The following is a 26,612-nucleotide window of genomic DNA, read 5'->3' on the forward strand; positions in this document are numbered from 1 at the left end:
AAGAAAAAATGCCCCTTCGCGTCATCTTCATGGGTACGCCGGAGTTTTCGGTGCCGACCTTGCGCGCGATCGCCGAGGCTGGCCATGAGATATCAGCCGTCTATACCCAGCCGCCGCGCGCTGCCGGACGACGCGGGCTGGAGCTGACGCCGTCGCCGGTGCAGCGCGAGGCGGAGCGACTGGGCATCGAGGTGCGGACGCCGGTTTCGCTCAAAGGCGAGGCCGAACAGGCCGCTTTTCGCGCCTTGCAGGCCGATGTGGCGGTGGTCGTCGCCTATGGACTGCTGCTGCCGAAGGCGGTTCTGGAGGCAACCCGGCTCGGCTGCGTCAACGGCCATGCGTCGCTTCTGCCGCGCTGGCGCGGCGCCGCCCCCATCCAGCGCGCCATCATGGCCGGAGACCTGGAAAGCGGCATGATGGTGATGCGCATGGAAGAGGGCCTGGACACCGGTCCGGTCGGGCTGGTTGAAAAGTGCGCCATCGAACCCGATATGACAGCCGGCGATCTGCATGATCGGTTGATGAGTGTCGGTGCTGCCTTGATGGTGGAAGCGCTGGCGCGGTTGGAAGGGAACACCCTGACATTCACCACACAAGCTGTGGATGGGGTGACCTACGCCAAGAAAATCGATAAATCCGAGACTCGCGTGGACTGGACTCGCTCGGCAAGTGAGGTCCACAATCATATTCGTGGCCTGTCGCCCTTTCCAGGCGCCTGGTCGGAGATAGGAATTGGCGGCCGCCAGGAGCGGCTGAAACTGCTTCGCTCGACGCTGTCGCAAGGCCTGTCGCCTTCGGAAGATTTGGGCGAGTCGGGAGGAATTCTCGATGACCGGCTGACGGTCGCCTGCGGGGCAGGCGCGATCAGGCTGGTCGAAGTTCAACGGGCGGGCGGAAAGCCCGCTGCCGCGTCGGAATTCCTGCGCGGGGCCAAGATCGAAAAAGGACTGAAATTCTCATGAGCATGATGTCGATACGCGCGGCAACGCCGCGGGATCGCGAGGCCATCCGCCTCGTCGAGGAACACGCTTTCGGCCAGCAGGCGGAGGCCGGTCTGGTCGACGCGCTGGTGACCGGCGGCGACGCGGTTGCCGAACTGGTTGCGGAAGAGGACGGCCAGGTGGTCGGCCATATCCTGTTTTCGCGGCTGTTCGTCCAGAATGGCGGCAAGACCTTCGCGGCCGTAGCGCTGGCGCCGCTGGCGGTGGAGCCCTCGTTCCATGGCAGCGGCATTGGCGGCGCGCTGATCCGCGAGGCGCATATCCGCCTCAAGGATGGTGGTGAGACGCTGGCCGTGGTGCTGGGCGACCCCACCTATTACGGGCGTTTCGGCTATAGCCACACGCGTGCCGAGAACTTCGAAAGCGAATACCAGGGCGAAGCGCTGCAGGCGCTGGCCTGGGGTGACGCGCCAGAAGCAGGCAGGCTGGTCTACGCCTCCGCCTTCACCGCTCTCGCCGCGTAGAACAGTCAGCCGTTTTCACGGAAACGGCGAACTGCACTCCTCTTTGTTTTAACGCAATTCCGAACGGAAAACCGTTTCACACTTTTCCTGGAATTGCTCGAGGCGAGAGCTCTAGCCGCAAATGCCGCGTTTTCGCCTCGACATCGAATATGACGGCAGCCTGTTTGCCGGCTGGCAGCACCAGGCGGATCAGCCTTCGGTGCAGCAGGCGATCGAACAGGCGATCGAAAAATTCTGCGGCGAAGCGATCAGGCTGCGCGCCGCCGGCCGCACCGATGCCGGCGTGCATGCGACTGCGCAGGTGGCGCATGTCGACCTCGTCAAGGCGTGGCCGAGCGACAAGGTGCGCGATGCCGTCAACGCCCATCTGCAGGCGGCCGGGGCGCGCATCGCCATCCTGAAAGCGACGGTGGTCTCCGACAGTTTCGACGCCCGCTTCTCGGCCATTGGCCGCCACTATCTCTACCGCATCCTGAACCGCCGCGCGCCGGCCGCGCTCGACAAGGGCAAGGTATGGTGGGTGCCGAAGCGGCTCGACGCCGGCGCCATGCACGAAGCGGCAAAGGTCCTGCTCGGACGGCATGACTTTACCACCTTCCGCTCGACCCAGTGCCAGGCCAACAGCCCGATCAGGACGCTGGAACGGCTCGATGTGAGCCGACAAGGCGACATGATCGAGGTCAGGGCTTCGGCGCGCTCGTTCCTGCACAACCAGGTGCGTTCGATGGTCGGCTCGCTCAAGCGTGTCGGCGACGGCGGCTGGAGCGCGGCCGACCTGAAAACAGCGCTCGAGGCGCGCGACCGCGCCGCCTGCGGCCAGGTGGCGCCGCCCGACGGGCTGTTTCTCACCGGTGTCGATTATCCGGTCGAGACGAGCCCGGAAAGGCTCTGAACTCCGACATCGTCCGGGACGGTGATGCCGAGCAACGTCTGCAGGCCGAACAGCACCAGCAGCGACGCAATGAACATGCCGACGAAAACGGCCGTGCCGACCGCTGCGCCCCTGCCCATCGTGGCATTTGTCATGCGCCAGGTCAGCACCATAGAAAGGGCAAAGAGGAACAGCGACACAAGGCTCGAAACCTGGCTTGCGGACGACAGGAAAAGCCGGATCAGCGCCGAAGGCAGCATCAGCCAGGCGGTGATGGCCGAAGCCCAGTTGCTGGCAACGACGTAGTGGACGAAGCGGCCGCCTATGCCGGCGCGCGGCGCGATGAAAGCGAGCGCAACCAGCGGCAGCACCCAGGAGCCGATGTCGACCGTCGCCAGGCGCACCAGCATGCTGAAGCGCCCCGCGAAGGCGTCGGGATCGCCGATTTCGTTGGCGATGCCGACCCAGCCGACGATCAGCGCCGGTGCTGCAACGACAATGGCGAAGAAGGAATTCCAGAAGCCGTCGGCCGACAGGTCGAGCAGGCGCAGGCCGTCGGCTCTGCCGAGCATCAATCGCCAGGCGCCCGTCAGCGAAGCTTGGGTTTCGTCCGCCGAAAGCATGCTGTTCAGCCCTGTCCGAACCAGTCTTCTATGAAGCGCTGGTAGATTTGCGTCAGCGTCTCGAGGTCGGCAATGGCGACGCGCTCGTCGACCATGTGCATGGTCTTGCCGACCAGCCCGAACTCGACCACCGGGCAATAGTCCTTGATGAAACGCGCATCGGAGGTTCCACCGGAGGTCGACAGCGTCGGCTCCTTGCCGACCGCCGACTTGATCGAGCCGCGCAGCGTTTCGATCAGCCTGTCGTCACGGGTCAGGAAGACATGGCTCGGCCGGTCGCGCCAGACGAGCTCGTAGTCGACCGGCGTCTTCTTGCCCTGCCGGTACTTCTTGCGCCTGGCCGCCTGGTCGAGCCGGTTGTGGATTTCGGCCTGCAGGGTCTCGTCCGTCCAGGTGTCGTTGAAGCGGATGTTGAAGGTCGCGGTCGCTTTGGCCGGGATGACATTGGTGGCCGGGTTGCCCACATCGATGGAGGTGATCTCCAGATTGGTCGGCTGGAAATCCCTGGTTCCCTTGTCGAAAACCGGATGCAGCAAGGCATCGACCAGGCTCATCAGCCCGCGCACCGGATTGTCGGCAAGCAAGGGATAGGCGACATGGCCCTGGCGGCCATTGACGGTGACGGCGCCGGACATCGAGCCGCGGCGGCCGATCTTGATCATGTCGCCCAGCGCATCCGGGTTGGTCGGCTCGCCGACGACAGAGGCATCCCATTTCTCGCCCCTGGAAGCCGCCCATTCGAGCAGCTTGACCGTGCCGTTGATCGCGGGGCCTTCCTCGTCGCCGGTGATCAGCAGCGAGACCGAGCCTTTCGGACCGCCATTGGCCTCGACATGGCGCGCCACGGCGGCGATGAAACAGGCGATGCCGCCCTTCATGTCGACGGCGCCGCGGCCATACATCTCGCCATTGGCGATCTCGGCGGCGAAGGGCGGATGCGTCCAGGCGGCTTCGTCGCCGACCGGCACCACGTCGGTGTGGCCGGCGAACATCAGATGCGGGCCATTGCCGGAACGCCTTGCATAGAGGTTTTCGATATCGGGCGTGCCGTCTTCGGAAAACACCGGCCGATCGACCAGGAAGCCGAGCGGTTTGAGCATCGTCTCCAGCGCGGTCAGCGCACCGCCCTCAGCGGGCGTCACCGAAGCGCAACGGATAAGGGCGGCGAGGTTTTCGGCAGGATCGGTCGGCAGCGTCATGGCAAAAGCGATAGTCGAAAGCGCAGGGCCTGTCACGGCCAGACATAGGGGCCAGCCTCATGGCTGGCGATACCGCCGATATTATGGTTTTCATGTCGTATAGTTGCGACCCGGCGCGGGCGACAGGATGGCAGACAAGGACAAACGGATCGTCATAGCCGGTGCCGGCAGCATCGGCTGCTATGCCGGCGGCTGCCTGGCGCTGGCCAGCCGAAAGGTCATTCTGCTGGCCCGGCCGCGCATCGAGGCAGCGTTGCGGCAGGGTGGATTGCGGGTCAGCGACCTCCAGGGCCGCGATCGCTCGATCAAGCCGGAGGCGCTTGCCGTCACCACCGATCCGGCCGCCACCCTGCCGCAGGCGGACGTGATCCTGGTCACGGTCAAGAGCGGCGCCACTCAGGACATGGCGGATCTTATCAAAGCTCATGCCCGGCCCGACGCCGTGGTGATCAGCCTGCAGAACGGTGTCGACAATGCCGACAGGCTGCGTGCCGGACTTGGCCGGCGAACGGTGCTGGCCGGCATGGTGCCGTTCAATGTGGTGCAGTCGCCGGACGGCGAGCTGCCGCTGCGCGTGCACCGCGCCAGCGACGGCAAGGTGATGGTCGAGGATGGCGATGCCGGCCTGGTCGGCCTGCTTGGCGTCGAAGGGTTTGCGGTTGAAGCGCATGGCGACATGAAGGCGGTGCTGTGGGGTAAGCTGCTGATGAATCTGAACAACGCGCTGGTGGCGCTTTCCGGCCTGCCGCTGGCAACCGAACTGGCCGACCGACGCTGGCGGCTGATCCTGGCCGGCCAGATCGACGAGGCGCTGACGGCACTGAAAGCGTCCGGCATCGAGCCGGCGCGGGTCGCCGGCCTGCGGCCGGCGCTGCTGCCGAAAGTGCTCAGGCTGCCGGACTGGCTGTTCAAGCTCTTGGCGCGGCGCATGCTGGCGATCGACCCGCAGGCGCGCTCGTCGATGTGGGACGATCTTCAGCGCGGCCGGCCGACGGAGATCGACGATTTGCAAGGTGCCATCTTGCGGCTGGCGGGGAAGGCCGGCACGCCCGTGCCGACGGTTCAGCGGATCATCGCCTTGGTGCGCGCAGCGGAAGCGGAGCGGCTTGGCTCGCCGGGCCTGGCGCCGGAGCAGATTGTTGCACCGGCCGGCCGTCGATCAACGTGATCTTCTGCCAGATTTTCCGCGACAGGTTGGACGCCAGGCTCTCGATGTCGTTGACGCCGTCGATGACCACGTCGTCATTGACCGACTGCGCGAACAATGCGGCGATCTTGCCGGTGATCGACAGCATTTCGGAGCAATAGTCGAGGTAACGCGCCAGGTCGGCGGCATTGGTGATGCGGGCGGGCGAATGCGACGTTGGCTTGAAATCGGCCGACAGCGCCGCCGGATCCTTGGTCAGCTGGTGCATGTCGATGACGTGGATCAGCGAGCGCAGGCCATGCAGTTGGCGAAAGACCTGCTTGCGCTTGATGCGCTCCTCGGAGCGGATCAAGGCGAGAAATCCGACAATGGCGAGGATGAACATGTTGAGCGAAGCTTCGATGCCTTGCACAGACTGGACGGCATCACCCGGTTTGGAAATGCGGTCGAATGGCAATACGGTTCCGACGAAGATGAACATCAGTGCGCCGGCAACGACAGCGGCGACGATGAGGCCGCGCAGCCACCAGATCGGCGCTTCCAGGGCCTTGGCGCCCTGTGCCAGGTCGCGCGACAGCGAGACCAGTTCGGCGGCAACGCCGCGCAGGCCGGCATCGGGGAAACGCTCCGCAACGCGCGTCTCCAGCCGTTCTGCGGTCTCGATGATCAGTTTCGGATCAAGCGTACGGTAGCGCATGTCCGATCGAACCTCAGGGTTGTGCTGGCTCGTTGGTGCGCCGGCCGTAGCGGTTGGGTCCAGGCTGCCCCGGAAACAGGCACAACACAAGGAAGGCCACGATCGAGACCACCGGCACGAACAGGATCAGCGCCGCAATGCCCGGCTTGTCCAAATCGTGCAGCCGCTTGACCGCCAGGGCAATGTTCGACCACAGCGAGGCGATGAAGGCGACGAAGAAGATGAACGACCACATGTTGCTCTCGGCCGAACCTTCCGGCACCAGCGTGAAGCGGTAGAGCGGGAAGGCCTGGATGATAGCGACGAGCAACCCGCCAAGAAAATAGGCCGCGCGACTGACGCGGCCCGAGGTTTTGAAGAAAAGCCAGGTGAGATCTGATCTGTCAGGCAAGCGGGTCCGGTCCATATTGATTGGCGCCCCTGGCGCCTTCGAGAATGCCGCATTCCACCAGAAACCAGATCGGGCCGATCAATGGCACCAGCATGATCAGGCTCCACCAGCCCGACTTGCCGCGATCATGCCAGCGCTTGGCGTAGACTGCGAGTGCGAAATAGATCGAGGCCAGAGCGATGAGAATGCCGATGATGCCGATCTGGGCGCCACTGGCCGTGGTGATGCGTGTACCGAGGATCGCATCGAGAATAAAGGCAACGATGCCAATGACGATGAAAACGCCAATCGCGGCCCAGAACTTGCCACGGTTGATGCGACCGTCAAAACTTGTGAGCAGATACTTCCAGTCCATGTCACCCCTCCATGATGAACCCGCGCGACCGATTGTCGCGCCGGCGGAAGGTGCGCCCGCTTTGCGCAAAGATCAATCGCGCAGCAATTCGTTGATCGAGGTCTTGGACCTGGTTTTGGCGTCGACGCGCTTGACGATGACGGCGCAGTAGAGGCTCGGACCCGGCTCGCCGTTCGGAAAGGGCTTACCCGGCATCGCTCCGGCGACGACGACGGAATTCGGCGGCACTTCGCCGTAGAAAATCTCGCCGGTGGCGCGGTCGACGATCTTGGTCGACTGGCCGATGAAGACGCCCATGCCGAGCACCGAGCCTTCGCGCACGATGCAGCCCTCGACCACTTCCGAGCGCGCGCCGATGAAGCAATTGTCCTCGATGATGGTCGGACCTGCCTGCATCGGCTCCAGCACGCCGCCGATGCCGACGCCGCCGGAAAGATGCACGTTCTTGCCGATCTGGGCACAGGAGCCTACCCCGACCCAGGTGTCGATCATGGTGCCTGTATCGACATAGGCGCCGACATTGACGAAGGACGGCATCAGCACGGCGCCCGGCGCGATATAGGCCGAGCGACGCACGATCGACCCCGGCACGGCGCGAAAGCCCTCCTTTTCGAAATCGACAGCGCCCCAGCCATCGAACTTCGACGGCACCTTGTCCCACCACGTCGCTTCGCCGGGACCACCCTTGATGATCTCCATCGGGTTGAGCCGGAAGGACAAAAGCACGGCCTTCTTCAGCCACTGGTTGACATGCCACTTGCCGTCGGCCTGCCGCTCGGCGACGCGGACGGCGCCGCGGTCGAGCAGGTCAAGCGCCGACTGGATGGCATCGCGCGTTTCGCCGCGCGTCGCAGTCGAAATCGCATCGCGTTCCTCGAAGGCCTTCTCGATGGTCTTTTCGAGGCTCGCCAGATCGGGCTTCGACATGAATTCGCTCCATTACCAAGCTGTTAAGGGGCTGAGCCTTAACCTGTTTTGAAAGTCGCGCGGACCCTATGTTAAGGCTTAATGGGGGTCAATCGCGTGTGCGTCACGGGACGGCGCAGTTAAGGGAATTGGACGGGTAGTTATGACTCCTATGGAAAAGGCGGGGTGGACGCCGCTGCCGCATTCGGACGAGGATCTGGAGCGGTCGAAGAGCGTACCTGACACGCCGCAGACGCGTGCCGAAACCTACCGGCTCGCCTGGAACGATCCCGACTTCATGACGCGGCGCGAGTTGCGCGCGGTCAGGCTGCAACTCGAACTCCTGAAACCGGAAATGATCCTAGCCGAACGCGGCATCCGCTCGACGGTGATCCTGTTCGGCGGTGCGCGCCTGCCGGAACCCGGCGGCGAGGCCTGGGCGGCCAAGAACGAGACGCAGAAGAAGAACCTCGAAGAGAACAGCAAATACTACGAGGAAGCGCGCAAATTCGCCCGCCTCTGCTCGCAGCAATCGGCTACCTCCTATTACCGCGAATATGTCGTGGTGACCGGCGGCGGGCCTGGCGTGATGGAAGCGGGAAACCGCGGCGCCGACGATGTCGGCGCGCCGTCGATAGGCCTCAACATCGTCTTGCCGCACGAGCAGGCGCCGAACATCTATGTGACGCCGGAGCTCTGCTTCAACTTCCATTATTTCGCTATCCGCAAGATGCATTTCGTCATGCGCGCCAAGGCGGTCGCGGTGTTTCCGGGCGGCTTCGGCACGATGGACGAATTCTTCGAGACGCTGACCCTGATCCAGACAGGGCGCATGGAGCGCGTGCCGGTGATCCTGTTCGGCAAATCCTTCTGGAAGCGGGCGATCGATCTCGATTTCCTCGCCGAGCAGGGCACGATCAGCCCCGGTGATCAGGACATCATCGACTTCGTCGACACCGCGGATGAGGCGTGGGGGATTATCAGCCGGTTCTATAAGTTAGGAGAGTAGGGCTGGGGATCGGGGAATTGAAGAATTGAAGAATGAAGGGATTGTGGCTCTGCGTTCGGATCGATCCCCAATTCGTCATTTCATCATTTCTTCATTTCCCCTCCCCCCTCTCCACAATCGCCGTCAGAAACCCCGCCAGATCGTCGGTGACGAAATCGACATCATCCTCATTGGCCGGGTCGCGCTCCCAGATTTCGGAAAAGGTCGGCTCGAAATTGCGCGGCACGATCAGCACCGTGGTCATGCCGAGCGACTTCGGCACCGAAAGGTTACGGGCAAGATCCTCGAACATCACCGCATTGTGGCCGGTGACGGCGTGGAGTTCGGCGAACTTCTCGTAGGTCTGGCGCGCCGGCTTGGGATTGAGCCCCGCAGCGACGATGTCGAAGATGTCGTCGAAATGGTCGAGGATGCCGAGCTGGCGCGCGGTGCGCTCGGCGTGCCTGCGGTCGCCATTGGTGAAGATGAACTTGCGGCCGGGAAGCTGGCGGATGGCGGTGCCGAGAACGGGATCGGGCACCAGCCATGAATAGTCGATGTCGTGGACCTTCTCGAGGAAATCGTCGGGGTCGATGCCGTGGCGTGTCATCAGGCCGTTCAGCGTCGTGCCATATTCGCGGTAGAGCTCCTTCTGCAACTTGCGCGCATCGTCGCGCGGCAATGCCAACAGTTCGCCGACATAGGCGGTCATCTTGACGTCGATCTGCGAGAACAGATTCGAATGGTGCGGATAGAGCGTGTTGTCGAGATCGAAGACCCAGTCGGTGACATGGGCGAAGCGGGCGGGGTCAGGGAGCGTGGTCATGGGCTCCTTATGGCATGAAACGCGCATTCCGAAAGCGACTTTATCCACAACTTCTGCTCGTTGAGGTTGCGTAAATCGTCTCACGATTCAAATTTTAGGCATCTGGGAAAGGTGGCCTTCAGGGCTTGCTGGCAGAGAGGCAGTCTTGTGGGAGCAAGCGATGAACAGCATAATTCTGAGATCCGCCGCCGTTGCTTTCGCCTCAGTCGCGGCCTCTCTCCTGCTGACCCTGATCATCGTTCCGGCCATGGGATTTCCGGTCAACCGGACGATCTGGCTGACCTCCACGCTCTGTCCGCTGGTGCTGGCGTGGGCCGCCAGCGCAAGCACTTTCTGGCAAAGCGACAGGCTGAAAAACGCGCATCGCGATCTCGCCCGAGCCCATGCCCAGCTCGCCGCCGCGCATCGCCGCCTGGCGGAAAAGGCGAGCCGCGACGACATGACCGGCATGCTCAACCGGGAAAGCTTCTTTGCCGCGCTCGACGGTTCGCGCCGCAAGTCCGATCGCGGCGCGCTGCTGATCATCGATGCCGACCACTTCAAGACCATCAACGACAATTTCGGCCACCTGACCGGCGATGACGCGCTGCTTTTGATCGCCAGCGCGATTCAGCGCGGCGTGCGCAGCGGCGATGTGCTCGGCCGCATCGGCGGCGAGGAATTTGGCGCCTTTCTGGTTGGCGCCACCGAGCAGGAGGCCAAGCGCGTCGCCGAGCGCATTCGCCGCGAAGTCGAGCTGATCCGCTTCCGGCCCGTCGACGAGCGGACCATTCCGCTCACGGTCAGCATCGGCGGTACTGTCTGCGGCGAGGAAGCCAGCGTGTCGGAGTTGATGCGCGCCGCCGACCGACGCCTCTACCAGGCCAAGCACCAGGGCCGTAACCTGACGATCATCGACACCGGCATTTCCGAGGCGGCGTGATCCGATCTGCCGCAACCGGCCTGTTAAGAAAACTCTAACCTTGTTTGCACTCGGTTGTACCGCTTAGCCGGGTTTTCACTGCTTTGCGGCCAGACTTGGCACGATACTGGCTTCCACGGTGATGCATGTGTCGTTCCGGGAATTGCCGTTCTGGGAACGCCATGCAGTGCCGAAGCCCAGCCGAGAGACCAGCCATGAGTTTCATCATCAAGAAAATGTCACGCCGCGCGCTCGTGCAGGCGTTGATCGCATTGCCTGCCCTGTCTTTGTTCCGCAAGCTGCCTGATGCCGATGCCGCCGGTCCAAAGCCCGACCCGAACGAGATCGTCGAGGTCGGTGGCTGGATCCTGAAGCGGAGCGACCTGGCATGATCTTCGACAGCTACGAGGCGTATCGCGCTGCGAACTTCACCCCGAAGGTCTGCATCCTCGGCTCCGGTCCGGCCGGCATGACCATTGCCCGCAAGCTTGGCGCGGCCGGCATTCCGGTGGTGGTGATGGAGGCCGGTCCGCGCGAATTCAGCGACGACTCGCAGGACTTTTACCGGGGCAGCACGGTCGGGGATTTCTATTTCGATCTCGACATCACCCGGCTGCGGTTCATGGGGGGCAGTTCCAACCACTGGGCAGGCTGGTGCCGCGTGCTCGACAAGCAGGATTTCGAGCCGAAGGCCTGGGTACCCGATACGGGCTGGCCGATCGCCCGCACCGACATCGAACCCTATCTGCCGGAAGTGCGCGATATTCTCGACCTTCCGGCCCTCCGGCCCGATATGCCGATCTCGGACGACATTCGCTGGGTGCAGCTGATCAAGAGCCCGGCCGTGCGCTTCGCCGAGAAGTTCGGCGATGAACTCGACAAGGCCACGAACATCGCGGTGGTGCTCAACACTTGTGCCACCGAACTTGCCGGCGACGGCAGACGCGTGACTGGCGCCAGGCTGTGGTCGCACGGACAGGATGCGGGCTCGTTCAGCGCTGACTATTTCATCGTCTGCACCGGTGGGCTGGAGAATTCGCGGCTGCTTCTGTGGTCCAACCAGCGCTCGAACGGCGGCGTCGTGCCGAATGCAACTGCGCTTGGCCGCTACTGGATGGAGCATCCGACCTTCGAGGGCGGCAACGCCATCCTGGCCGACTATAACGCGTTCGAGGTCGACGCCGTCAACGAGGCCTTCTTCTCGCCGACACTCGCCGCCATGGAGCGGCTGCAGATCATGAATTTCGGCATCCGGCTGATCGAGACGCCGTATCCCGGGGTCAAGAGTCTTATCGCCGACCTCGCCTGCACGGCGCCCAGCATGGCGGAATGGATGTCCTACCAGCTCAGTCAGCGACTGCGCTGCGCGGCCCAGCTCTACGTCGCCTGGGAACAGGCGCCGCTGGCCTCCAACCAGATCGAGTTGTCGAAGACCGATGTCGACCATGCCGGCGTGCCGCGCATCGAACTGCACTGGAAGAAATCCGAACTGGAACATCGCACCCTTCTCGAAGGGCTCAGACTGTTCGGCGCAACGCTGATCGAGAAGAATCTCGGCCGCGTGCGCATTGCCGATTGGATCAGCAATGGTCAGGACTATCCGACCAACGACGAGACGGCGGGCCATCACCATATGGGCGGCACGCGCATGGGCACCGACATCAGCAAGAGCGTGGTCGACGCCAACTGCAAGGTGCACGGCATGGACAATCTCTATGTCGGCGGCTCCTCGGTGTTCTGCACGTCGGGTCAATGCAACCCGACGACGACGATCACCGCGCTGGCCTGCCGGCTGGGCGACCATCTCAGCAAGGTGGTCACCGCCTGACGGCTGCAGGGCAGCATGCTGCCTAGGGCAGTTCACCGTTTCACGGAACGGCGATCCGCTCTAACTCTTTGTTTGACGCAATTCCGGACGGAAAACCGTTTCACACTTTTCCTGGAATTGCTCTAGAGCGTCGCCGGGTCGAGCGCCGGCTGGTCCTTGCGCCGGGCGACGATTGCCGCGAAATCGGCGGTCTGGAAGGCATCGCGCAAGGCGTCGAAGGACGGCAGCACGAAATAGGCGCGCTGGAACTTGTCGATCTCGTAGCCGGTGCGCATCACCGTTTCCAGGTCGAAGGGCACGTGGTGGGCGTCCTTGCCTTCGACCGCGAACTGCAGCTCGGTAAACGACGACATAAGGCCGGCGCCAAAGGCCTTCAGCGGCTGGCCGGCCTCCTGCATCAGGCCATATTCGGCCGTGTACCAGTAGAGCCGGGAAATCATCTCGTCGCCACCCAGCGCGATGATGTCGCCGGCCTTCTCGCCATACATCTGCATGAAATCGGCGAACACCGGTTGCGACAGCGCCGGCACATGGCCGAAGAAATCATGGAACATGTCGGGCTCGACAATGTAGTCGAGCTCCTGCCTGGTCCGCAGCCAGTTGGTGACCGGGAAGCGGCGATCGGCGAGATGGTCGAAAAACGGAGCCGCGGGAATGAGCCCCGGCACCGCGACGATCTCCCAACCGGTCAGTTTGCGCAGCTTGGCGCTGACCTCGTCGAAGTCGGGAATACGGTCGAGCAGGCCGAGTTTTTCGACGCCGTCGAGGTAGGAATGGTGGGCGAGCTTGCGCGTCAGTCTGGTCTGGCGGTCGCACAGCGTGCGCCACACCGCCTGCTCTTCATCGCTGTAATCGTAACCCTGCGACACGGTGAAATCGGCACGGCAGACCGAGTAGTCGCCGCGCAATCCTTGCGCCGCGCAGTCGCGGGCGTATTCGGCAACGCTCATCGTCGTCATGGTTTTTCTCCTCGCAAAGCAAATCGCTGACGTGCTGAACGTTAAGCGGATTTGCGGAGGCGAATCGGTTTTGATGATGGTTCGAATTCGGAAATCGGGATAATATTCACTCAGAAATTCCCAGGAAGGAGTGAAAATGCCTCGATTCGATGATTTCGAGATCAAGATGCTCGATGTCCTGCAGCGCGACGGGCGCAAACCGGTTTCAGAGCTGGCGCAAGAGATCGGCCTGTCGACGACACCATGCGCGCGGCGCTTCGAGGCGCTGCAGGAGGCCGGCATCATCAAGCGATTTGCCGCCGTGATCAGCCGCCGCGCTGTCGGGCTGATGGTCGAGGTGTTCATCCAGGTGCGCCTCGTCAGCCACAGCGACGGCTCGCCCGAAAGCTTCATCGCCGCCGTGCAGCGCATGGACGAGGTTTCCTCGTGCTGGACGATGACCGGCGACCATGACTTTCTGCTGCATGTCATGGTGCCGTCGGTCGACGAGCTCAACGCTTTCGTCATGCACCGGCTGATGCGGCTCGACGGCGTGCGCGACGTCCACACGCAGTTGGTGCTGCAGAACATCAAGGGCCCGGGCCATGTGCCGCTCGGGCATCTCAGGCGATGACAATGCCTGCCCTTCGCACTCCTTGAGGAAAAGCTGCACGCAAACTGCTGAAACGGGCCAAGCGCGTGTCCACATCGCCGGCCAGCTTGTGCGGACCAACTGCCCAGGAGGTCCGCCATGAAAATCGTCCTGATCAATCCGCCGCACACCGCCATCGGCAGCCGCGTGCCCGACGATCACCTGCCGCCGCTCGGCCTGCTGGCGATCGGCGGGCCGCTGATCGATGCCGGCCATCAGGTGCGCCTCGTCGACGCCGAGTTCGGGCCGATGCCGCTCGATGACGTCGTGCGCAGCGCACTGGAGGACCACCCCGACTTCGTCCTGATCGGCCATTCCGGCTCGACCTCGGCGCACCCGACCGCCTTGGCGATCGCGCGCATGATCAAGGAGCGCGAGCCGGCGACCATCATCATCTATGGCGGCGTTTTCCCGACCTATCATTGGCGCGACATCCTGGCCGCTACCGATGCCTTCGACTTCATCGTGCGCGGCGAGGGCGAAGCGACGGTGGTGGCGCTGGTCGAAGGGCTGGAAATGCGCCAGCCGCCGGCGAGCGTGGCCGGCATCGCCTATCGCGACGATCTCAGCCGCCCCTTCGCCACACAGGCGGCCATGACCATTGCCGACCTCGACGCCTACCGCGTCGGCTGGGAACTGATCGACCATACCAGTTACAGCTACTGGGGCGGCAAGCGGGCCGTGGTCATGCAGTTTTCGCGCGGCTGTCCGCATCTGTGCAACTATTGCGGCCAGCGCGGCTTCTGGACCCGCTGGCGGCATCGCGATCCGGTGAAATTCGCCAGGGAGATAGCATGGCTGCATCGCCAACATGGCGTCGAGCTCATCAATCTCGCCGACGAGAATCCGACGGTCTCGAAGAAAGCCTGGCGGGCCTTCCTCGATGCCCTGATCGCCGAGAACGTGCCGGTGCTGATCGTCGGTTCGACCCGTGCCGACGACATAGTGCGCGATGCCGACATCCTGCATCTCTACCGCAAGGCCGGTGTCATCCGCTGGCTGCTCGGCATGGAAAACACCGACGAGCAGACGCTTCAGTTGATCCGCAAGGGCGGCAGCACCTCATCCGATCGCGAGGCGATAAGGCTGCTGCGTCTCAGCGGCATCCTGTCTATGGCGACCTGGGTGTCCGGCTTCGAGGACGAAGGGTTTCGCGACCTGTGGCGCGGCTTTCGCCAACTCATCGCCTACGACCCCGACCAGATCCAGGCGCTTTATGTGACGCCGCATCGCTGGACGCCGTTCTTCCGCATCGCGCGGGATCGCAAGGTGATCCAGCAGGATGCGCGCCTGTGGGACTACAAGCACCAGGTGCTGCAGATGACGCGGCTGAAGCCGTGGATGCTGTTCTTCAGCGTCAAGCTGATCGAGCTGGCGGTGCAATCACGGCCGAAGGCGCTGGCCCGCATCCTGTTCCACAAGGATCCCGAGCAGCGCCATTCGATGCGCTGGTACACACAGATGGGCCGCCGCGTGTGGTTCCGCGAGGTCTGGGGCTTTCTGGTCCGCGACATCAGGGTGAAAGACGGCCCGACGCTGGCCGAATTCTGGGGCGCGCCGCAGGACGCCGAGGAGGAATCGATGTCCGTTCGACGCCCGGCCAGAAAGCCCGCCATTCCCACCATCGACAATATTGAAGATTCTGAGGCGAGAAAGTTAGCCGGCTGACGAGCCCCTCAGGGCACGATCAGCGTGCCGGCGCCATGTTCGGTGAACAGTTCCAGCAGCACCGCATGCGGGGTCTTGCCGTTGAGGATGACGACGCCTTCGACGCCGCGCTCGATCGCTTCGATGCAGGTCTCGACCTTGGGGATCATGCCGCCCGAGACCGTGCCGTCCTTGATCAGCGCCTTGGCCTCGGCCACGGTCAGTTCGTCGATCAGCTTCTTGTTCTTGTCGAGCACACCCGGCACGTCGGTGAGGAACAGCAGGCGCGTCGCCTGGCAGGCGCCGGCAATGGCGCCGGCGAAGGTGTCGGCGTTGATGTTGTAGGTGTGGCCATCGCGTCCCGGCGCCACCGGCGCCAGCACCGGGATCATTTCGGAGCGTGCCAGAAGATCAAGCAAGGTACGGTCGACCTCGACCGGCTCGCCGACGAAGCCGAGATCGAGCACGCGCTCGATGTTGGAGTCCGGATCGATCATGGTCTTGCGGGCCTTTTCGGCGAACACCATGTTGCCGTCCTTGCCGCACAGGCCGATCGCCCATTCGCCCTCGGCGTTGATCAGCGCGACGATCTCCTTGTTGATCGAACCGGCCAGCACCATTTCGACGATCTCGACCGTCTTCTGGTCGGTGACGCGCAGGCCGCCTTCGAACTTGGATTCGATGCCCATCTTGGCCAGCATGGCGCCGATCTGCGGGCCGCCGCCGTGGACGACGATCGGGTTGACGCCGGATTGCTTGAGCAGCGCGATGTCGCGCGCGAAGGCCTTGCCGAGCTCGATGTCGCCCATGGCATGGCCGCCATATTTCACCACGACCGTCTTGTGCTCGTAGCGCTGCATGTAGGGCAGCGCCCGCGACAACAGGGCTGCCTGCATTTCGGCGGTGGCGGTTATTTCCGTCATCGGCTTTTTTCCCTGGAGATCGGTAAGGACGGCGGCGTCTTAGCGGGAATTGGCGCCGCCCGCAAATGGCTTTGCTGTCATATTCGAGCGCTTCACGGCCTCGTCATCGTGTCGGCACCATCAGCGGCGCCCTGCGACCCAGCCAACCCGAGATCTTCTCCATCTGCGCGGCGAGCGACAAAAGCGTCTCCTCGTCGCCCGGACGGCCGGCAGCCTGGACGCCGATCGGCAGGCCGGCGTCGGTGACATGGACCGGCAGGGCGATCGATGGCTGGCCGCTGACATTCTGGATCGCCGGCCAATGGGTGAACCAGAGGCTCTTGTCCATCAACTGGCCGAAGAACGGCTTCAGCTTCAGCAAGGGCGTCAGGTGAAGCTTGTCGAGCAGGTTCTCGATGAGGTCGTCGGCGCCTTTCGGATCCATTGCGCCGCAGGCAAGCGGCGGGTGGGCAATGATCGGCATCAGCACGGCGTCATACTGCGCGGTCTCTGCGATCAGCCGCCGTGAGGCGGCATGCAGCCGCTGCAGGTCGGCATAGGTCCCGCCGGCCGACACCAGTTCGCCGAAGCGGGCGAGCACGCGCGTGGCCCGCTCGATGTCGCCAGCAACGGAACGGCCGACGCGCAGCGCTTCGGCCCGCATCGTGCCAGCGACGGCGGAGGCAACCGTCCTGCAGAAATCGGCGAAGAAATCGCGGCCGATAAAGGGCAAGTCGATCTCCTCGACCGTGTGGCCGCCCTCGCGGGCAAGCGCCACCGCCGTTGTCGAGCGCCTTGAGCGTCTCGTCCGAGATCGGCAGGCCAAGCGGCGATTTGCGGTACACGGCTAGGCTGAGCTTGCCGGGATCGCGCGCGGCGGCAGCCGCGAACGTGCCTTTCGGCCGCGGCGCGGCATAGGGCGACAGAGGATCGGGCCCGTGGGTCAGGTCGAGCAGCAGCGCGCAATCGCGCACCGAACGGGTGAGCGCATGGTCGACGACCATGCCGTACCAGCTTTCGCTCACCAGGGGCGTCAGCGGTGTACGGCCGCGCGACGTCTTCAGGCCGACAAGCCCGGTGCAGGCGGCAGGCACACGGATCGAGCCGCCGCCATCGGAGGCATGCGCCACCGGCACGACGCCGGCTGCGACCAGTGCTGCCGAACCGCCCGAAGAGCCGCCGCTGGTATGGCCGGTGTTCCACGGATTGCGGGTGATGCCAAAGGCCCTGGATTCGGTCATCAATCGAAGCCCGTGCTCCGGCGATGTCGAGGTGACGATCGGGATAAGTCCGGCAGCGAGATAGCGGTCGGTCAGCGCCGAATTGACGTCGGCCAGCCATGCCGGAATGCGGCTGCCGCCATGCGTCGGCACGCCCTTGATGGCGATGCCGAGATCCTTGATGGCGAAGGGAACACCAGCCAGCGGCAGCGAGGGGTCGACGGTCTTGGCGCAGGCGCGGGCAGCATCGTAGAGCGGTTCGGCCGTGGCATTGATGTCGGGACGGGTGGCCTCGGCGCGGGTAATCGCGGCGTCGGTCAGTTCGACGGCCGAAACCTCGCCCTTGCGGACCAGATTGGCGAGGCCGGTGGCATCTTCTTCCCAAAGGATCCGTTCGACCGACATGCGCGCTCCCCCATCAATGAAAGCAAGCTAGCCAGTGGCAATTCCATTGGCAATCGACCGACGGATCCGGGCCGGCGACACACAAAAGCTTAGGCGTGCACAAGGTTATTTCCGTCGTTGCAAATACATGGCAATCGCCTAATTTGCCTGCAATGACGCCGCAGGACATCACCAAGCTGATCGTTCGGACTTCGATGAAGGATCGGGCCGCGTTCGATCTGCTTTACCGGCAGACCAGCGCGAAACTTTTTGGCGTCTGTCTTCGTGTATTGAACGACCGGGGAGACGCGGAAGAAGCGCTGCAGGAAGTCTTCGTCAAGATATGGACGAAGGCCGACCGTTTTGCTGTTTCCGATCTAAGCCCGATCTCCTGGCTGGTGGCAATCGCGCGCAATCATGCGATCGATCGCATCAGAGCGCGGCGCAAACCCGCCGCCGACATCGATGCCGCGCTCGACGTGGCCGATCCGGCGCCGGGGCCTGAAGCGATGGCGGTGGCGGGCGACGAATCCGAACGTATCCACCATTGTCTCGATGAGCTGGAGAAGGACCGGGCAGCAGCCGTCCGGGGCGCCTATCTCAAGGGCGAGAGCTATGCCGAACTGGCGGAGCGCCATGGCGTGCCGCTGAACACGATGCGTACATGGCTGCGCCGCAGCCTGTTGAAACTCAGAGAATGCCTGGAAAGATGACGCTGGCAGAAGACACAGGACCGGAACGTGGAGGCGACGACCTGCTCGCCGCCGAGTACGTTCTCGGCGTGCTCGATGCCGACGAACGCCAGATCGTCTCTCGCCGCATCGATGCGGATACGGCTTTCGCCCGTCTTGTCGAGGACTGGGAGGTCAGTCTCTCACCGCTTGCCGCCGCCTATCGGGAAGTCGAGCCGCCGGTTTCGGTGAAGACCGCGGTCGACCGCCGCCTGTTCGCTACCGCTGCCGCGGTGAGCAGGCCCGCCGAAGTGCGCGGCGGCCTGTGGTCCAGCCTGGCCTTCTGGCGCGGCCTTGCCGCAGCCGCGGTTGCGGCACTGGCGATTTACATCGCCGTGCCCATTCTCAACCCACCGGTCGAGCAGCCGCAGGCGCGACTCGTCGCTTCGCTGGCCGCCGAAGGCAGCGACGTCAAATATCTTGCCGTCTACGACGCCGCGCATCACGAAGTCGGCCTGTCGCATGTCTCCGGTGAGCGTGCTTCCGGCAAGGACTTCGAGCTGTGGATGATCGAGGGCAAGAACCCGCCGGTCTCGATGGGCGTCATTCCGGCAGGTGCAACGGCGCATATTATCGTCTCGCCGGCGGCCCATCAGAAACTTGCCCAGGGCGCGGTGCTTGCCGTCAGCCTCGAGCCGTCGGGCGGTTCGCCGACCGGACAGCCGACCGGACCGGTGGTCGCCGCTGGCGACCTGAAGAGCATCTGACCGGCTCTTCACCTGAAAAATCACAACAGACTATCATAAGTCTATCCTTCGCTGAACATGCCCATAGACAGCATGTCGGCAGGCGGCCGATGGCTCGGGAAATCCCTCTGCGCCATGGATAAAATCAAAAATCACAATATTTCTGAAACTCGGGCGAGTTTGTTCCGTATCTCCTCGCGTCCCCAAAAATGGGAAGAGAAAAACCCGAGGAGTTCGACATCATGCGTAGATACGCCACCCTTTTGCTCGCCGGTACGATCGCCGTTTCGGCCCTTGCCACCGCCGCCTACGCCGAAAACCCGATGGTTGGCGGCGCCGCCATGTATGCCAACAAGAACATCGTCGAGAACGCCGTGAACTCGAAGGATCACACCACGCTGGTCGCCGCCGTGAAGGCCGCCGGCCTTGTCGAGACGCTGCAGGGCGCCGGTCCGTTCACCGTGTTCGCGCCAACCAACGAAGCCTTCGCAGCCCTTCCGGCCGGTACGGTCGAGACGCTGCTCAAGCCCGAAAACAAGGACAAGCTCACCAAGATCCTGACCTGTCATGTCATCGGCGCCAAGGCGATGGGAGCAGATGTCGCCGCGATGGCCAAGGCTGACGGCGGCACCCACAAGGTCAAGACGGTCGGCGGCTGCGAATTGTCGCTCAAGGCCGACGGCGGCAAGGTCACGGTCACCGACGAGAACGGCAATGTCGCCAATGTGACGATCGCCGATGTCGAACAGTCCAATGGCGTCATCCACGTCATCGACAAGGTTCTTTTGCCCAAGATGTAACAAGGGGCTTGCTGCCGGCGAACTGACGGCAAGGACCCTCCGTCGATTGCACGATCCCGCTCCCGTGATCCGCAATTGGCCCGTGCACTTCGCGCCCGCCTGCATTCGGATGTGGGAGGGCGCGGAGTGTTCGTTCGAGGGGCTACCGTCACCGGCTTTTGATTTCCGCGCGGCGGTGTAGTTTGGCAAAAAGGACATCAGGAGGAACTGGTCATGAACCGTCGCGACTTTCTTTTGAGCGGTGCCGCCGCCATCGGCGTGATCGGGGCCGCGGCAACGATGCTGCGCATGGGCGATCCGCAGGCAGCACAAGCGGCCGAGAGCTTCGAGGTCGTCAAGACCGACGCCGAGTGGAAAGCCATCCTGTCGCCGGCCGCCTTCGACGTGCTGCGCAAGGAAGGCACGGAGTACCCCGGCACCAGCCCGCTGCTCAACGAACACCGCAAGGGCATTTTCGCCTGTGCCGGCTGCGACCTGCCGGTCTATTCGTCGGAGACGAAATTCGATTCCGGCACCGGCTGGCCGAGCTTCTGGCAAGAGATTCCAAAGGCGATCGGCACGACCGTGGACAGGTCGCTCGGCATGACGCGTACCGAGGCACATTGCCGCCGCTGCGGCGGCCATCTCGGCCATGTCTTCGACGACGGTCCGGCGCCGACCGGCCTGCGCCACTGCATCAACGGCGTCGCGCTGACCTTCAAACCGGCCACGGCCTGAGTCCATAGACTCGAATGCAAAAAACTCCGGGCTTGCGGCCCGGAGTTTTTTACGCGGTCAGAGCTTTTCGGGCGTGGACTGGAGGAGCTTCCCGAAACCGCTGCCCACGTATCCTTGTCTTGTCGCAATCTCCAAGGGAAAGCGCTGCGCGCTTTTCCCGGGAAAACCGCCTTACACTTTTCTTGGAATTGCTCCGTATCAGTGCCCCCCACCGCCGCCGCCACCCGGTACGGCCGGCTTGCGGATCAGCATGGTGAACAGGCCAAGCGTCGCAAACAGCACCGTCAGCATGAAGAACACGTCCATGAAGGACAACAGCGCCGCCTGCTGCTGGACCATGCCAGACAACTTGGAGATCGCAGCGCTTGTGGCGTCGAGGCCGGGGGTCTGCTCGAAATTGCGGGTCATGTTCTGCAGCTTGGTCTGCGCGGCTTCACTGCCCCATTGCACATGCTCGGAGAGCCTTGCGTAGTGGAAGGCGTTGCGGTCGATCAGCACGGTGTTGATCAGCGCAAGGCCGACAGCACCACCAAGGTTGCGGGTGAGATTGAACAGGCCTGACGCATTCTTCAGCCGCTCGGGCGGCAAGGTGCCGAGCGCGATGTTGTTGATCGGAACCATGCACAGCATCATCGAACAGCCGCGCAGGATCTGCGGGATGAGCAGCTCATAGAAATCCCAGTCGGCGGTCAGATGCGTCATCCACCAGGTGCCGGTGGCGAAGCCGAAGAAGCCGATCATCATCATCAGGCGCGGGTCCATCTTGTTCGACAGGATGCCCGAGATCGGCGCGGTGAAGAACATCGCCAGGCCGCTGACGAACAAAGCCTCGCCGATCATCATCGAATCGTAGCCGCGGATGCGCCCGAGGAACACCGGGTAGAGATAGGTCAGGCCGTAGAGACCGATGCCGATGACGAACGAGAACAGCGAGCCGAAGGCGAAGTTGATGTTGGTGAAGGCCTTCAGGTCGACGATCGGCTCCTCGGCGGTGAATACGCGCCAGAAGAACAGCACCGCGCCGACGGTCATGACGACGGCGCAGATGAAGACGCCCTGGTCCTGCAGCCAGTCATTGTTGGGGCCTTCCTCGAGCACATATTCCATGCAGCCCAGGAAGGCCGCCATGCCGGCGAGGCCCCACCAATCGAACTTGCTGAACAGCTTGAGGTTGGGCTTGTCGAAGTCGATCAGCGTCCAGGCCGCCGTTGTCACCAGGATGCCGGGCACGACATTGACCAGGAACAGCCAATGCCATGACATGGCATGGCTGATATAGCCACCGACGGTCGGGCCGATGGTCGGCGCCAGCGTCGCCACGAGGCCGATCATCGGCGAGACGACGGCGCGGCGCGAGGGCGGGAAGATGGTGAAGGCAGCGGCAAAGACGCTCGGTATCATGCCGCCGCCGATGAAGCCCTGGACGGCGCGGTAGACGATCATCTGGTCGATGTTGGTGGCGGTCGCCGCCAGCGCACTGGCCGCGGTGAAGCCTGCCGCCGAGATGGTGAACAGCACGCGCGTCGACAGCATCCGGCTGAGAAAGCCCGACAGCGGGATCATCACCACTTCGGCGATCAGGTAGGCGGTCTGCACCCACGGAATTTCGTCGGAGCTGGCGCTCAGGCCGGCCTGGATCTCCGACAGCGAGGCGGAGACGATCTGGATGTCGAGGATGGCCATGAACATGCCGAACACCATCGCCAGGAAGGCGATGACGCGCCGCGTCGAAATGGTGTCAGGCACAGCCGGCCTCGCCGGCGGCGCTCCTGCTGTCAGGGTTGCGGTTGCCATGGCATTGCTCCCCGGCCGCCGCTCAATTCGACGCTGCCACTGACGCCGACCCGGATGGGGCGGTGCGGCTGTCGACGGCGACGACGACGCTCAGGCCGGCGCGCAGCTTACCGCTCTTCAGCGCATCGGCCGGCACATCGATGCGGACCGGAACGCGCTGCACGACCTTGGTGAAGTTGCCGGTGGCGTTTTCGGGCGGCAGCAGCGAGAACACGGCACCCGAAGCCGGCGCCAGCGACGAAACGGTTCCCTCGAAGTCCTGGCCGTCGGTCGCATCGACCGAGATCCTGACCTTCTCGCCGGGAACCAGCCGGGCAAGTTGTGTCTCCTTGAAGTTGGCGACGATGTAGAGCTTGTCCATCGGCACGATGACGGCGAGCTTCTGGCCGGGGCTGACAAGGTCGCCCTGCTCGACCGAGCGGTTGCCGACGATGCCGTCATATGGCGCCTTGAGCACGGTGAAGGAAAGATCGCGCAGCGCCTTGTCATGGCTGAGCTGCAGGGACGCCAGCGTGCTCGCCGATTCCGCGCGCTGCGCCTGCAGCACGCCGATATTGGCTTGCGCGGCGGCGATCTGTGCGTCGGCGCCGACAAGGGCGGCATCGGCCTGCTGGACCGCGGTCTGGGCGTCGTCCAGCTGCGCCTGTGTGCCGACATGGGTCTTGAGCAGCTGCGAGGCGCGCGCCGCGACCTTGGCTGCGTTGTCGGCCGCGGCCTGGTCGGCGACCTTCTGCGCCTGGGCCTGCTGCAGCGAGGCGCGGGCCGCGTCGGTCTGAGCGTCGATACGGTCGAGCGTCTTACTCAAGGTGGCGATCTGCGCCTCGGCCTGGGCGACGGCAATCTTGTAATCGCCGTCATCGACGACGAGCAGCGGATCGCCGGCCTTGACCAGCTGGTTCTCGCTGACCTTGACCTGATCGACATAGCCGGAAATCTTGGGCGAGATGAACGCCATGTCCGCCTGGACATAGGCATCGTCCGTCGAGATCATGAAGCGGCCCGTTGTCCAGTAGTCGTACCCATACCAGGCGCCGGCGCCCAACAAGGCAACACCGATGACCGGCAGCAGGAAGGAACGCACCGAACGCTTCTTCCTGGCCGGAGCCTCTGCCGGCGGCGACGAGACGGGCTGGACAGGTACTTCCGGTGCTTCCGTCGCTGGCGCAACCTTGGCGTTGGGGAAGGGACGGACTTCGGCAGTGGTCGGCGCGTTCGAGGACATGACATCTCTCTAAAGTTATAATATAATACTGAACCGTTCGGTTCGATCCGGCCGTTGACATAGCGCGTAAAGAGGACCATATCAAGGGCAATCGAACCGCTTGGTTCGAATTATTTTCGAGGTGTGACTTTCATGGCCGAGACCCCGCCCAATGTCGAAAACGAGTCGTGTGACGACCTGTTGGAAAGCTTGCGTCGTGGCCGCCCGGCCGCGGGGCAGGATCCGGCCAAGCGCAGCCAGATCATCGACGGCGCCCGTCGTGTCTTCATCGACAAGGGCTTCGAAGCCGCCTCGATGAACGACATCACCCGCGAGGCCGGCGTCTCCAAGGGTACGATCTACGTCTACTTCGCCAACAAGGAAGAGCTGTTCGAGGCGCTGATCGAGGAAGAGCGCGGCACCATCTTCAAGAACATGTATGACGTGCTGGACAATGCCGACAACCTGCGCGAGACGCTGGTGAAGTTCGGCAAGGTGCTGGCTCTCAAGATCACGTCGGCCAAGGTCGTCCAAGCGCAGCGCACGGTGATCGGGGCATCAGACCGGATCCCCGACATGGGCGCGCGTTTTTACGAGCGCGGTCCCAAGCGTGGCCACGACAAGGTCGCGGCCTTTCTCAATGCCGCCATCGAGCGCGACCTGCTGCGCATCGACGATGTCGATCTTGCCGCCTATCAGTTCACCGAACTGTGCCTGGCCGGTCTGTTCCGCCAGTGCATCTTCGCCTACCGCACCAAGGCCCCGACCCAGGACGAGATCGACCACATCGTTAGGTCAGGCGTCAGCATGTTCCTGAAGGCCTACGGCACCGAAAGGCTTGTGGCGGAAGAAGGCCATCAGACGATTGCTATCGAGGCCAAGCCCTAGCCAGACCATGCTCTAACTCTTTGTTTAGACGCAATTCTGGACGGAAAACCGCTTCACACTTTTCCTAGGATTGCTCTAAGGTGCGGATGCTTTAGCCGCCATTGGCGGCAAGCACGATGGCTGCCTGCAATTCCTCAAGGCCCTCGGCCTTTTCAGAAGAGGTGGCCAGCACGAACGGGAACGCCGCCGGCCGCTTCTTGATCTTTGCCAGCGTCTCCTCGATCAGCCTCGGCACGCCGGCAGTCTTGATCTTGTCGGTCTTGGTCAGCACGATCTGGTAGGACACCGCCGCCTTGTCAAGCAGCGACAGCACTTCGTCGTCCTTGGCCTTGATGCCATGACGGGCGTCGATCAGCACATAGACGCGTTTCAGCGTGACCCGGCCCTTGAGGTAATCGAAGACCAGCTTGGTCCACTCGTCGACCTTCTCCTTCGGCGCGGTGGCGTAGCCGTAGCCGGGCATGTCGACCAGCGCCAAGGGCGGCAGGTCGGCGCCCTCGCCCGAAAATCCATCCGGCACGAAATAGTTGAGCTCCTGCGTGCGCCCCGGCGTGTTGGAAGTGCGCGCCAGCCCCTTCTGGTTGACCAGCGCATTGATCAGCGACGACTTGCCGACATTCGAGCGGCCGGCAAAGGCGATTTCCGGCGGCCCTTCCGGTGGCAGGAACTTCATCGCCGGCACGCCGCGGATGAAGATCCACCCTCGCGTAAACAGTTCGGTGCCGATTATGCTGCTGTTCAGAGCGTTCAAGCTGCTGCCTCCAGAAGAGAAATATTGGCACCCCGGATAGGATCGAGGTTGCGGCTGACCTTGTCTACCGGCCAGTCCCACCACGCCACCGCCAGCAGCCGCCTGATTGTCCGGTCGTCGAAACGCATCTTTACCACCTTGGCCGCGTTGCCGGCGACGATCGCATAGGGCGGCACGTCGTGCGTCACCACCGATTTCGCAGCGACGATGGCGCCGTGGCCGATTTCCACCCCGGGCAGGATCACCGCCTCCATGCCGATCCAGACGTCGTTGCCGACGATGGTGTCGCCGCGCACCTCCTTCGACCAGGTCGCCGGGTCAAAACCCTTTTCCCAGCCATGGCCGAAAATATTGAACGGATAGGTCGAAAAGCCGGACATGGCGTGGTTGGCGCCGTTCATGATGAAGCGCGCGCCCTCGGCGATGGCGCAGAACCTGCCGATTATCAGCTTGTCGCCTATGAACGGATAGTGATGCAGGACGCATTTCTCGGCGAATTTGTCCGGCCCGTCGGGGTCGTCATAATAGGTGAAGTCGCCGATCTCGATGTTCGGCGCGTTCACCAGTCCCTTGAGGAAGCCGACGCGGGTATGCATCGGGATCGGGTGCTTGATGTCTGGGTTGGGTCCGTCCATGTCGAAATCCGTCAGAGAAATGGCCGCCAGGTGCATCCGAAACTCGAATGCGCCCGTTCAAAATAGCGTGATCCGCCCTATAGCACCAATCGGGCGACGAGCGAGCTTTCCTTGACGGCCTCGCTCATTTGCTGCCGCGGCAAATCACGATCGGATCGGACAGGGCACTGTCGAAACCGCTGCCCTGATAGACGGTGACATTCGTGGCGCCGGGCGGCAGCATGAAGCTGCCTTCGACGATTTTCTGGTCGCCGTCCGGCATGTGGAGAGCCCAGCTATAGGTGCAAAACTGAGGCGGCGCCTGGGGTTCGACGTGGCTGCAGTTCAATTGCGCGCCACCCAGCATGGCGGCGCCGCCGCAACTGACGGCGCCCTTTGCGAGCGCAATGCCCGGCCATCCCGCAATGGCCGCCACGGTCGCGATCTTCAGCCAATTCATCGTCGTGTCCTTGCCCGGCAACAGCCCGCT

31 protein-coding genes are annotated in these 26,612 nt (G+C 63.3%); 15 read left to right on the top strand and 16 right to left on the bottom strand.

The features are described 5' to 3' along the window. Nucleotides 1–8 precede the first annotated feature (8 nt). The 3 genes from fmt (at nt 9) to truA (ending at nt 2,357) form a co-directional block, all read left to right on the top strand. The gene (gene fmt / locus MESCI_RS03000) at nt 9–962 is read left to right on the top strand and encodes a methionyl-tRNA formyltransferase (protein WP_013528471.1); all 954 of its coding nucleotides are present in this window, start codon (nt 9–11) and stop codon (nt 960–962) included. Continuing rightward, complete coding sequence (locus MESCI_RS03005) at nt 959–1,465, top strand: GNAT family N-acetyltransferase (protein WP_013528472.1); 507 nt, start codon at nt 959–961, stop codon at nt 1,463–1,465. Before fmt ends, MESCI_RS03005 begins: the two co-directional genes overlap by 4 nt. Nucleotides 1,466–1,586: 121 nt before the next feature. Then, a complete protein-coding gene (truA, locus tag MESCI_RS03010) occupies nt 1,587–2,357 on the top strand; it encodes a tRNA pseudouridine(38-40) synthase TruA (protein ID WP_013528473.1) in 771 nt (256 codons plus the stop codon). Here the strand turns inward: truA and MESCI_RS03015 are convergent. Further along, nucleotides 2,324–2,959: a hypothetical protein gene (locus tag MESCI_RS03015; RefSeq protein ID WP_013528474.1), complete on the bottom strand. Its 636-nt coding sequence runs from the start codon at nt 2,957–2,959 to the stop codon at nt 2,324–2,326. The genes truA and MESCI_RS03015 overlap by 34 nt on opposite strands. Before the next feature lie 5 nt (nt 2,960–2,964). Continuing rightward, complete coding sequence (dapE, locus tag MESCI_RS03020; RefSeq protein WP_013528475.1) at nt 2,965–4,158, bottom strand: succinyl-diaminopimelate desuccinylase; 1,194 nt, start codon at nt 4,156–4,158, stop codon at nt 2,965–2,967. A gap of 127 nt (nt 4,159–4,285) precedes the next feature. Here dapE and MESCI_RS03025 point away from each other — a divergent pair, with 127 nt between their 5' ends. After that, nucleotides 4,286–5,326: a 2-dehydropantoate 2-reductase gene (locus MESCI_RS03025; protein WP_013528476.1), complete on the top strand. Its 1,041-nt coding sequence runs from the start codon at nt 4,286–4,288 to the stop codon at nt 5,324–5,326. Here MESCI_RS03025 and MESCI_RS03030 read toward each other — a convergent pair. The 4 genes from MESCI_RS03030 to dapD form a co-directional block, all read right to left on the bottom strand. Beyond that, a complete protein-coding gene (locus MESCI_RS03030; protein WP_013528477.1) occupies nt 5,229–6,002 on the bottom strand; it encodes a hypothetical protein in 774 nt (257 codons plus the stop codon). The two genes, MESCI_RS03025 and MESCI_RS03030, sit on opposite strands and share 98 nt — an antisense overlap. 13 nt (nt 6,003–6,015) lie before the next feature. Continuing rightward, nucleotides 6,016–6,393 carry a DUF805 domain-containing protein gene (locus MESCI_RS03035; protein WP_024502086.1) on the bottom strand — a complete coding sequence of 126 codons (378 nt, stop codon included), beginning with the start codon at nt 6,391–6,393 and terminating at the stop codon, nt 6,016–6,018. Beyond that, entirely contained in the window at nt 6,386–6,748 is a 363-nt protein-coding gene (locus MESCI_RS03040; protein ID WP_013528479.1) for a DUF805 domain-containing protein, read from the bottom strand. The genes MESCI_RS03035 and MESCI_RS03040 overlap by 8 nt, the downstream gene beginning before the upstream one ends. 72 nt (nt 6,749–6,820) lie before the next feature. Continuing rightward, nucleotides 6,821–7,675: a 2,3,4,5-tetrahydropyridine-2,6-dicarboxylate N-succinyltransferase gene (gene dapD, locus MESCI_RS03045; protein WP_013528480.1), complete on the bottom strand. Its 855-nt coding sequence runs from the start codon at nt 7,673–7,675 to the stop codon at nt 6,821–6,823. A gap of 142 nt (nt 7,676–7,817) precedes the next feature. On the opposite strand from dapD, the gene MESCI_RS03050 reads away from it, so the two are divergent. Next, nucleotides 7,818–8,663, top strand: coding sequence for an LOG family protein (locus tag MESCI_RS03050; RefSeq protein WP_013528481.1), 846 nt, complete (start codon nt 7,818–7,820; stop codon nt 8,661–8,663). Nucleotides 8,664–8,754: 91 nt separating this feature from the next. Here the strand turns inward: MESCI_RS03050 and MESCI_RS03055 are convergent, their stop codons facing one another. Then, entirely contained in the window at nt 8,755–9,468 is a 714-nt protein-coding gene (locus MESCI_RS03055) for a pyrimidine 5'-nucleotidase (protein ID WP_013528482.1), read from the bottom strand. A 160-nt stretch (nt 9,469–9,628) separates the two neighbouring features. On the opposite strand from MESCI_RS03055, the gene MESCI_RS03060 reads away from it, so the two are divergent. From MESCI_RS03060 to MESCI_RS03065, 3 genes are all read left to right on the top strand, one after another. Continuing rightward, nucleotides 9,629–10,390 carry a GGDEF domain-containing protein gene (locus MESCI_RS03060; RefSeq protein WP_013528483.1) on the top strand — a complete coding sequence of 254 codons (762 nt, stop codon included), beginning with the start codon at nt 9,629–9,631 and terminating at the stop codon, nt 10,388–10,390. Nucleotides 10,391–10,584: 194 nt separating this feature from the next. Then, a complete protein-coding gene (locus MESCI_RS32200) occupies nt 10,585–10,761 on the top strand; it encodes a hypothetical protein (protein WP_013528484.1) in 177 nt (58 codons plus the stop codon). Next, the gene (locus MESCI_RS03065; protein ID WP_013528485.1) at nt 10,758–12,197 is read left to right on the top strand and encodes a GMC oxidoreductase; all 1,440 of its coding nucleotides are present in this window, start codon (nt 10,758–10,760) and stop codon (nt 12,195–12,197) included. The genes MESCI_RS32200 and MESCI_RS03065 overlap by 4 nt, the downstream gene beginning before the upstream one ends. A 122-nt stretch (nt 12,198–12,319) precedes the next feature. On the opposite strand, the gene phhA is transcribed toward MESCI_RS03065, so the two are convergent. Beyond that, nucleotides 12,320–13,156 (bottom strand): phenylalanine 4-monooxygenase, encoded by an 837-nt coding sequence (phhA, locus tag MESCI_RS03070; RefSeq protein WP_013528486.1) that lies wholly within the window; start codon nt 13,154–13,156, stop codon nt 12,320–12,322. Between the two features lie 136 nt (nt 13,157–13,292). Here phhA and MESCI_RS03075 point away from each other — a divergent pair, with 136 nt between their 5' ends. Both MESCI_RS03075 and bchE read left to right on the top strand, forming a co-directional pair. Continuing rightward, nucleotides 13,293–13,769 (top strand): Lrp/AsnC family transcriptional regulator, encoded by a 477-nt coding sequence (locus MESCI_RS03075; protein ID WP_013528487.1) that lies wholly within the window; start codon nt 13,293–13,295, stop codon nt 13,767–13,769. 117 nt (nt 13,770–13,886) lie between these two features. After that, nucleotides 13,887–15,455 carry a magnesium-protoporphyrin IX monomethyl ester anaerobic oxidative cyclase gene (gene bchE / locus MESCI_RS03080; RefSeq protein WP_013528488.1) on the top strand — a complete coding sequence of 523 codons (1,569 nt, stop codon included), beginning with the start codon at nt 13,887–13,889 and terminating at the stop codon, nt 15,453–15,455. Between the two features lie 8 nt (nt 15,456–15,463). Here bchE and argB read toward each other — a convergent pair whose 3' ends face one another. The 3 genes from argB to MESCI_RS33030 form a co-directional block, all read right to left on the bottom strand. After that, nucleotides 15,464–16,357 (bottom strand): acetylglutamate kinase, encoded by an 894-nt coding sequence (argB, locus tag MESCI_RS03085; protein WP_013528489.1) that lies wholly within the window; start codon nt 16,355–16,357, stop codon nt 15,464–15,466. 103 nt (nt 16,358–16,460) lie between these two features. Next, nucleotides 16,461–16,913, bottom strand: coding sequence for an amidase family protein (locus MESCI_RS33025; protein ID WP_338048500.1), 453 nt, complete (start codon nt 16,911–16,913; stop codon nt 16,461–16,463). Next, on the bottom strand, nt 16,831–17,961 hold the full coding sequence (locus MESCI_RS33030; RefSeq protein WP_338048501.1) for an amidase: 1,131 nt from the start codon (nt 17,959–17,961) through the stop codon (nt 16,831–16,833). The genes MESCI_RS33025 and MESCI_RS33030 overlap by 83 nt, the downstream gene beginning before the upstream one ends. Before the next feature lie 152 nt (nt 17,962–18,113). On the opposite strand from MESCI_RS33030, the gene MESCI_RS03095 reads away from it, so the two are divergent. The 4 genes from MESCI_RS03095 (at nt 18,114) to msrB (ending at nt 20,874) form a co-directional block, all read left to right on the top strand. After that, on the top strand, nt 18,114–18,653 hold the full coding sequence (locus MESCI_RS03095; RefSeq protein WP_013528490.1) for a sigma-70 family RNA polymerase sigma factor: 540 nt from the start codon (nt 18,114–18,116) through the stop codon (nt 18,651–18,653). Further along, the gene (locus MESCI_RS03100) at nt 18,650–19,378 is read left to right on the top strand and encodes an anti-sigma factor (RefSeq protein WP_013528491.1); all 729 of its coding nucleotides are present in this window, start codon (nt 18,650–18,652) and stop codon (nt 19,376–19,378) included. Before MESCI_RS03095 ends, MESCI_RS03100 begins: the two co-directional genes overlap by 4 nt. Nucleotides 19,379–19,599: 221 nt before the next feature. Beyond that, nucleotides 19,600–20,157 carry a fasciclin domain-containing protein gene (locus MESCI_RS03105; RefSeq protein ID WP_013528492.1) on the top strand — a complete coding sequence of 186 codons (558 nt, stop codon included), beginning with the start codon at nt 19,600–19,602 and terminating at the stop codon, nt 20,155–20,157. A gap of 213 nt (nt 20,158–20,370) precedes the next feature. After that, nucleotides 20,371–20,874 carry a peptide-methionine (R)-S-oxide reductase MsrB gene (gene msrB, locus MESCI_RS03110; protein WP_013528493.1) on the top strand — a complete coding sequence of 168 codons (504 nt, stop codon included), beginning with the start codon at nt 20,371–20,373 and terminating at the stop codon, nt 20,872–20,874. A 198-nt stretch (nt 20,875–21,072) separates the two neighbouring features. Here the strand turns inward: msrB and MESCI_RS03115 are convergent, their stop codons facing one another. After that, nucleotides 21,073–22,668: a DHA2 family efflux MFS transporter permease subunit gene (locus tag MESCI_RS03115; RefSeq protein ID WP_013528494.1), complete on the bottom strand. Its 1,596-nt coding sequence runs from the start codon at nt 22,666–22,668 to the stop codon at nt 21,073–21,075. 22 nt (nt 22,669–22,690) lie between these two features. Further along, nucleotides 22,691–23,890, bottom strand: a complete 1,200-nt coding sequence (locus MESCI_RS03120; protein ID WP_013528495.1) for an HlyD family secretion protein — start codon at nt 23,888–23,890, stop codon at nt 22,691–22,693. A 132-nt stretch (nt 23,891–24,022) separates the two neighbouring features. On the opposite strand from MESCI_RS03120, the gene MESCI_RS03125 reads away from it, so the two are divergent. Further along, nucleotides 24,023–24,757 (top strand): TetR/AcrR family transcriptional regulator, encoded by a 735-nt coding sequence (locus tag MESCI_RS03125; RefSeq protein ID WP_013528496.1) that lies wholly within the window; start codon nt 24,023–24,025, stop codon nt 24,755–24,757. Nucleotides 24,758–24,848: 91 nt separating this feature from the next. Here the strand turns inward: MESCI_RS03125 and yihA are convergent, their stop codons facing one another. The 3 genes from yihA to MESCI_RS03140 form a co-directional block, all read right to left on the bottom strand. Continuing rightward, nucleotides 24,849–25,508 (bottom strand): ribosome biogenesis GTP-binding protein YihA/YsxC, encoded by a 660-nt coding sequence (gene yihA / locus MESCI_RS03130; protein ID WP_013528497.1) that lies wholly within the window; start codon nt 25,506–25,508, stop codon nt 24,849–24,851. Continuing rightward, nucleotides 25,505–26,143: a CatB-related O-acetyltransferase gene (locus tag MESCI_RS03135; protein ID WP_164919842.1), complete on the bottom strand. Its 639-nt coding sequence runs from the start codon at nt 26,141–26,143 to the stop codon at nt 25,505–25,507. Before MESCI_RS03135 ends, yihA begins: the two co-directional genes overlap by 4 nt. Nucleotides 26,144–26,267: 124 nt before the next feature. Continuing rightward, on the bottom strand, nt 26,268–26,582 hold the full coding sequence (locus MESCI_RS03140; protein WP_013528499.1) for a hypothetical protein: 315 nt from the start codon (nt 26,580–26,582) through the stop codon (nt 26,268–26,270). Between the last annotated feature and the right edge of the window lie 30 nt (nt 26,583–26,612).

Source organism: Mesorhizobium ciceri biovar biserrulae WSM1271, from assembly GCF_000185905.1.
Classification (GTDB): Bacteria; Pseudomonadota; Alphaproteobacteria; order Rhizobiales; family Rhizobiaceae; genus Mesorhizobium; species Mesorhizobium ciceri.

Bases quoted from the DNA above. Each gene is read 5' to 3' on its own strand.
- fmt (WP_013528471.1), top strand. From the start codon at position 9: ATGCCCCTTCGCGTCATCTTCATGGGTACGCCGGAGTTTTCGGTGCCG.
- MESCI_RS03005 (WP_013528472.1), top strand. From the start codon at position 959: ATGAGCATGATGTCGATACGCGCGGCAACGCCGCGGGATCGCGAGGCC.
- truA (WP_013528473.1), top strand. From the start codon at position 1,587: ATGCCGCGTTTTCGCCTCGACATCGAATATGACGGCAGCCTGTTTGCC.
- MESCI_RS03015 (WP_013528474.1), bottom strand. From the start codon at position 2,959: ATGCTTTCGGCGGACGAAACCCAAGCTTCGCTGACGGGCGCCTGGCGA.
- dapE (WP_013528475.1), bottom strand. From the start codon at position 4,158: ATGACGCTGCCGACCGATCCTGCCGAAAACCTCGCCGCCCTTATCCGT.
- MESCI_RS03025 (WP_013528476.1), top strand. From the start codon at position 4,286: ATGGCAGACAAGGACAAACGGATCGTCATAGCCGGTGCCGGCAGCATC.
- MESCI_RS03030 (WP_013528477.1), bottom strand. From the start codon at position 6,002: ATGCGCTACCGTACGCTTGATCCGAAACTGATCATCGAGACCGCAGAA.
- MESCI_RS03040 (WP_013528479.1), bottom strand. From the start codon at position 6,748: ATGGACTGGAAGTATCTGCTCACAAGTTTTGACGGTCGCATCAACCGT.
- dapD (WP_013528480.1), bottom strand. From the start codon at position 7,675: ATGTCGAAGCCCGATCTGGCGAGCCTCGAAAAGACCATCGAGAAGGCC.
- MESCI_RS03050 (WP_013528481.1), top strand. From the start codon at position 7,818: ATGACTCCTATGGAAAAGGCGGGGTGGACGCCGCTGCCGCATTCGGAC.
- MESCI_RS03055 (WP_013528482.1), bottom strand. From the start codon at position 9,468: ATGACCACGCTCCCTGACCCCGCCCGCTTCGCCCATGTCACCGACTGG.
- MESCI_RS03060 (WP_013528483.1), top strand. From the start codon at position 9,629: ATGAACAGCATAATTCTGAGATCCGCCGCCGTTGCTTTCGCCTCAGTC.
- MESCI_RS32200 (WP_013528484.1), top strand. From the start codon at position 10,585: ATGAGTTTCATCATCAAGAAAATGTCACGCCGCGCGCTCGTGCAGGCG.
- MESCI_RS03065 (WP_013528485.1), top strand. From the start codon at position 10,758: ATGATCTTCGACAGCTACGAGGCGTATCGCGCTGCGAACTTCACCCCG.
- phhA (WP_013528486.1), bottom strand. From the start codon at position 13,156: ATGACGACGATGAGCGTTGCCGAATACGCCCGCGACTGCGCGGCGCAA.
- MESCI_RS03075 (WP_013528487.1), top strand. From the start codon at position 13,293: ATGCCTCGATTCGATGATTTCGAGATCAAGATGCTCGATGTCCTGCAG.
- bchE (WP_013528488.1), top strand. From the start codon at position 13,887: ATGAAAATCGTCCTGATCAATCCGCCGCACACCGCCATCGGCAGCCGC.
- argB (WP_013528489.1), bottom strand. From the start codon at position 16,357: ATGACGGAAATAACCGCCACCGCCGAAATGCAGGCAGCCCTGTTGTCG.
- MESCI_RS33030 (WP_338048501.1), bottom strand. From the start codon at position 17,961: ATGTCGGTCGAACGGATCCTTTGGGAAGAAGATGCCACCGGCCTCGCC.
- MESCI_RS03095 (WP_013528490.1), top strand. From the start codon at position 18,114: ATGACGCCGCAGGACATCACCAAGCTGATCGTTCGGACTTCGATGAAG.
- MESCI_RS03100 (WP_013528491.1), top strand. From the start codon at position 18,650: ATGACGCTGGCAGAAGACACAGGACCGGAACGTGGAGGCGACGACCTG.
- MESCI_RS03105 (WP_013528492.1), top strand. From the start codon at position 19,600: ATGCGTAGATACGCCACCCTTTTGCTCGCCGGTACGATCGCCGTTTCG.
- msrB (WP_013528493.1), top strand. From the start codon at position 20,371: ATGAACCGTCGCGACTTTCTTTTGAGCGGTGCCGCCGCCATCGGCGTG.
- MESCI_RS03115 (WP_013528494.1), bottom strand. From the start codon at position 22,668: ATGGCAACCGCAACCCTGACAGCAGGAGCGCCGCCGGCGAGGCCGGCT.
- MESCI_RS03120 (WP_013528495.1), bottom strand. From the start codon at position 23,890: ATGTCCTCGAACGCGCCGACCACTGCCGAAGTCCGTCCCTTCCCCAAC.
- MESCI_RS03125 (WP_013528496.1), top strand. From the start codon at position 24,023: ATGGCCGAGACCCCGCCCAATGTCGAAAACGAGTCGTGTGACGACCTG.
- MESCI_RS03135 (WP_164919842.1), bottom strand. From the start codon at position 26,143: ATGGACGGACCCAACCCAGACATCAAGCACCCGATCCCGATGCATACC.
- MESCI_RS03140 (WP_013528499.1), bottom strand. From the start codon at position 26,582: ATGAATTGGCTGAAGATCGCGACCGTGGCGGCCATTGCGGGATGGCCG.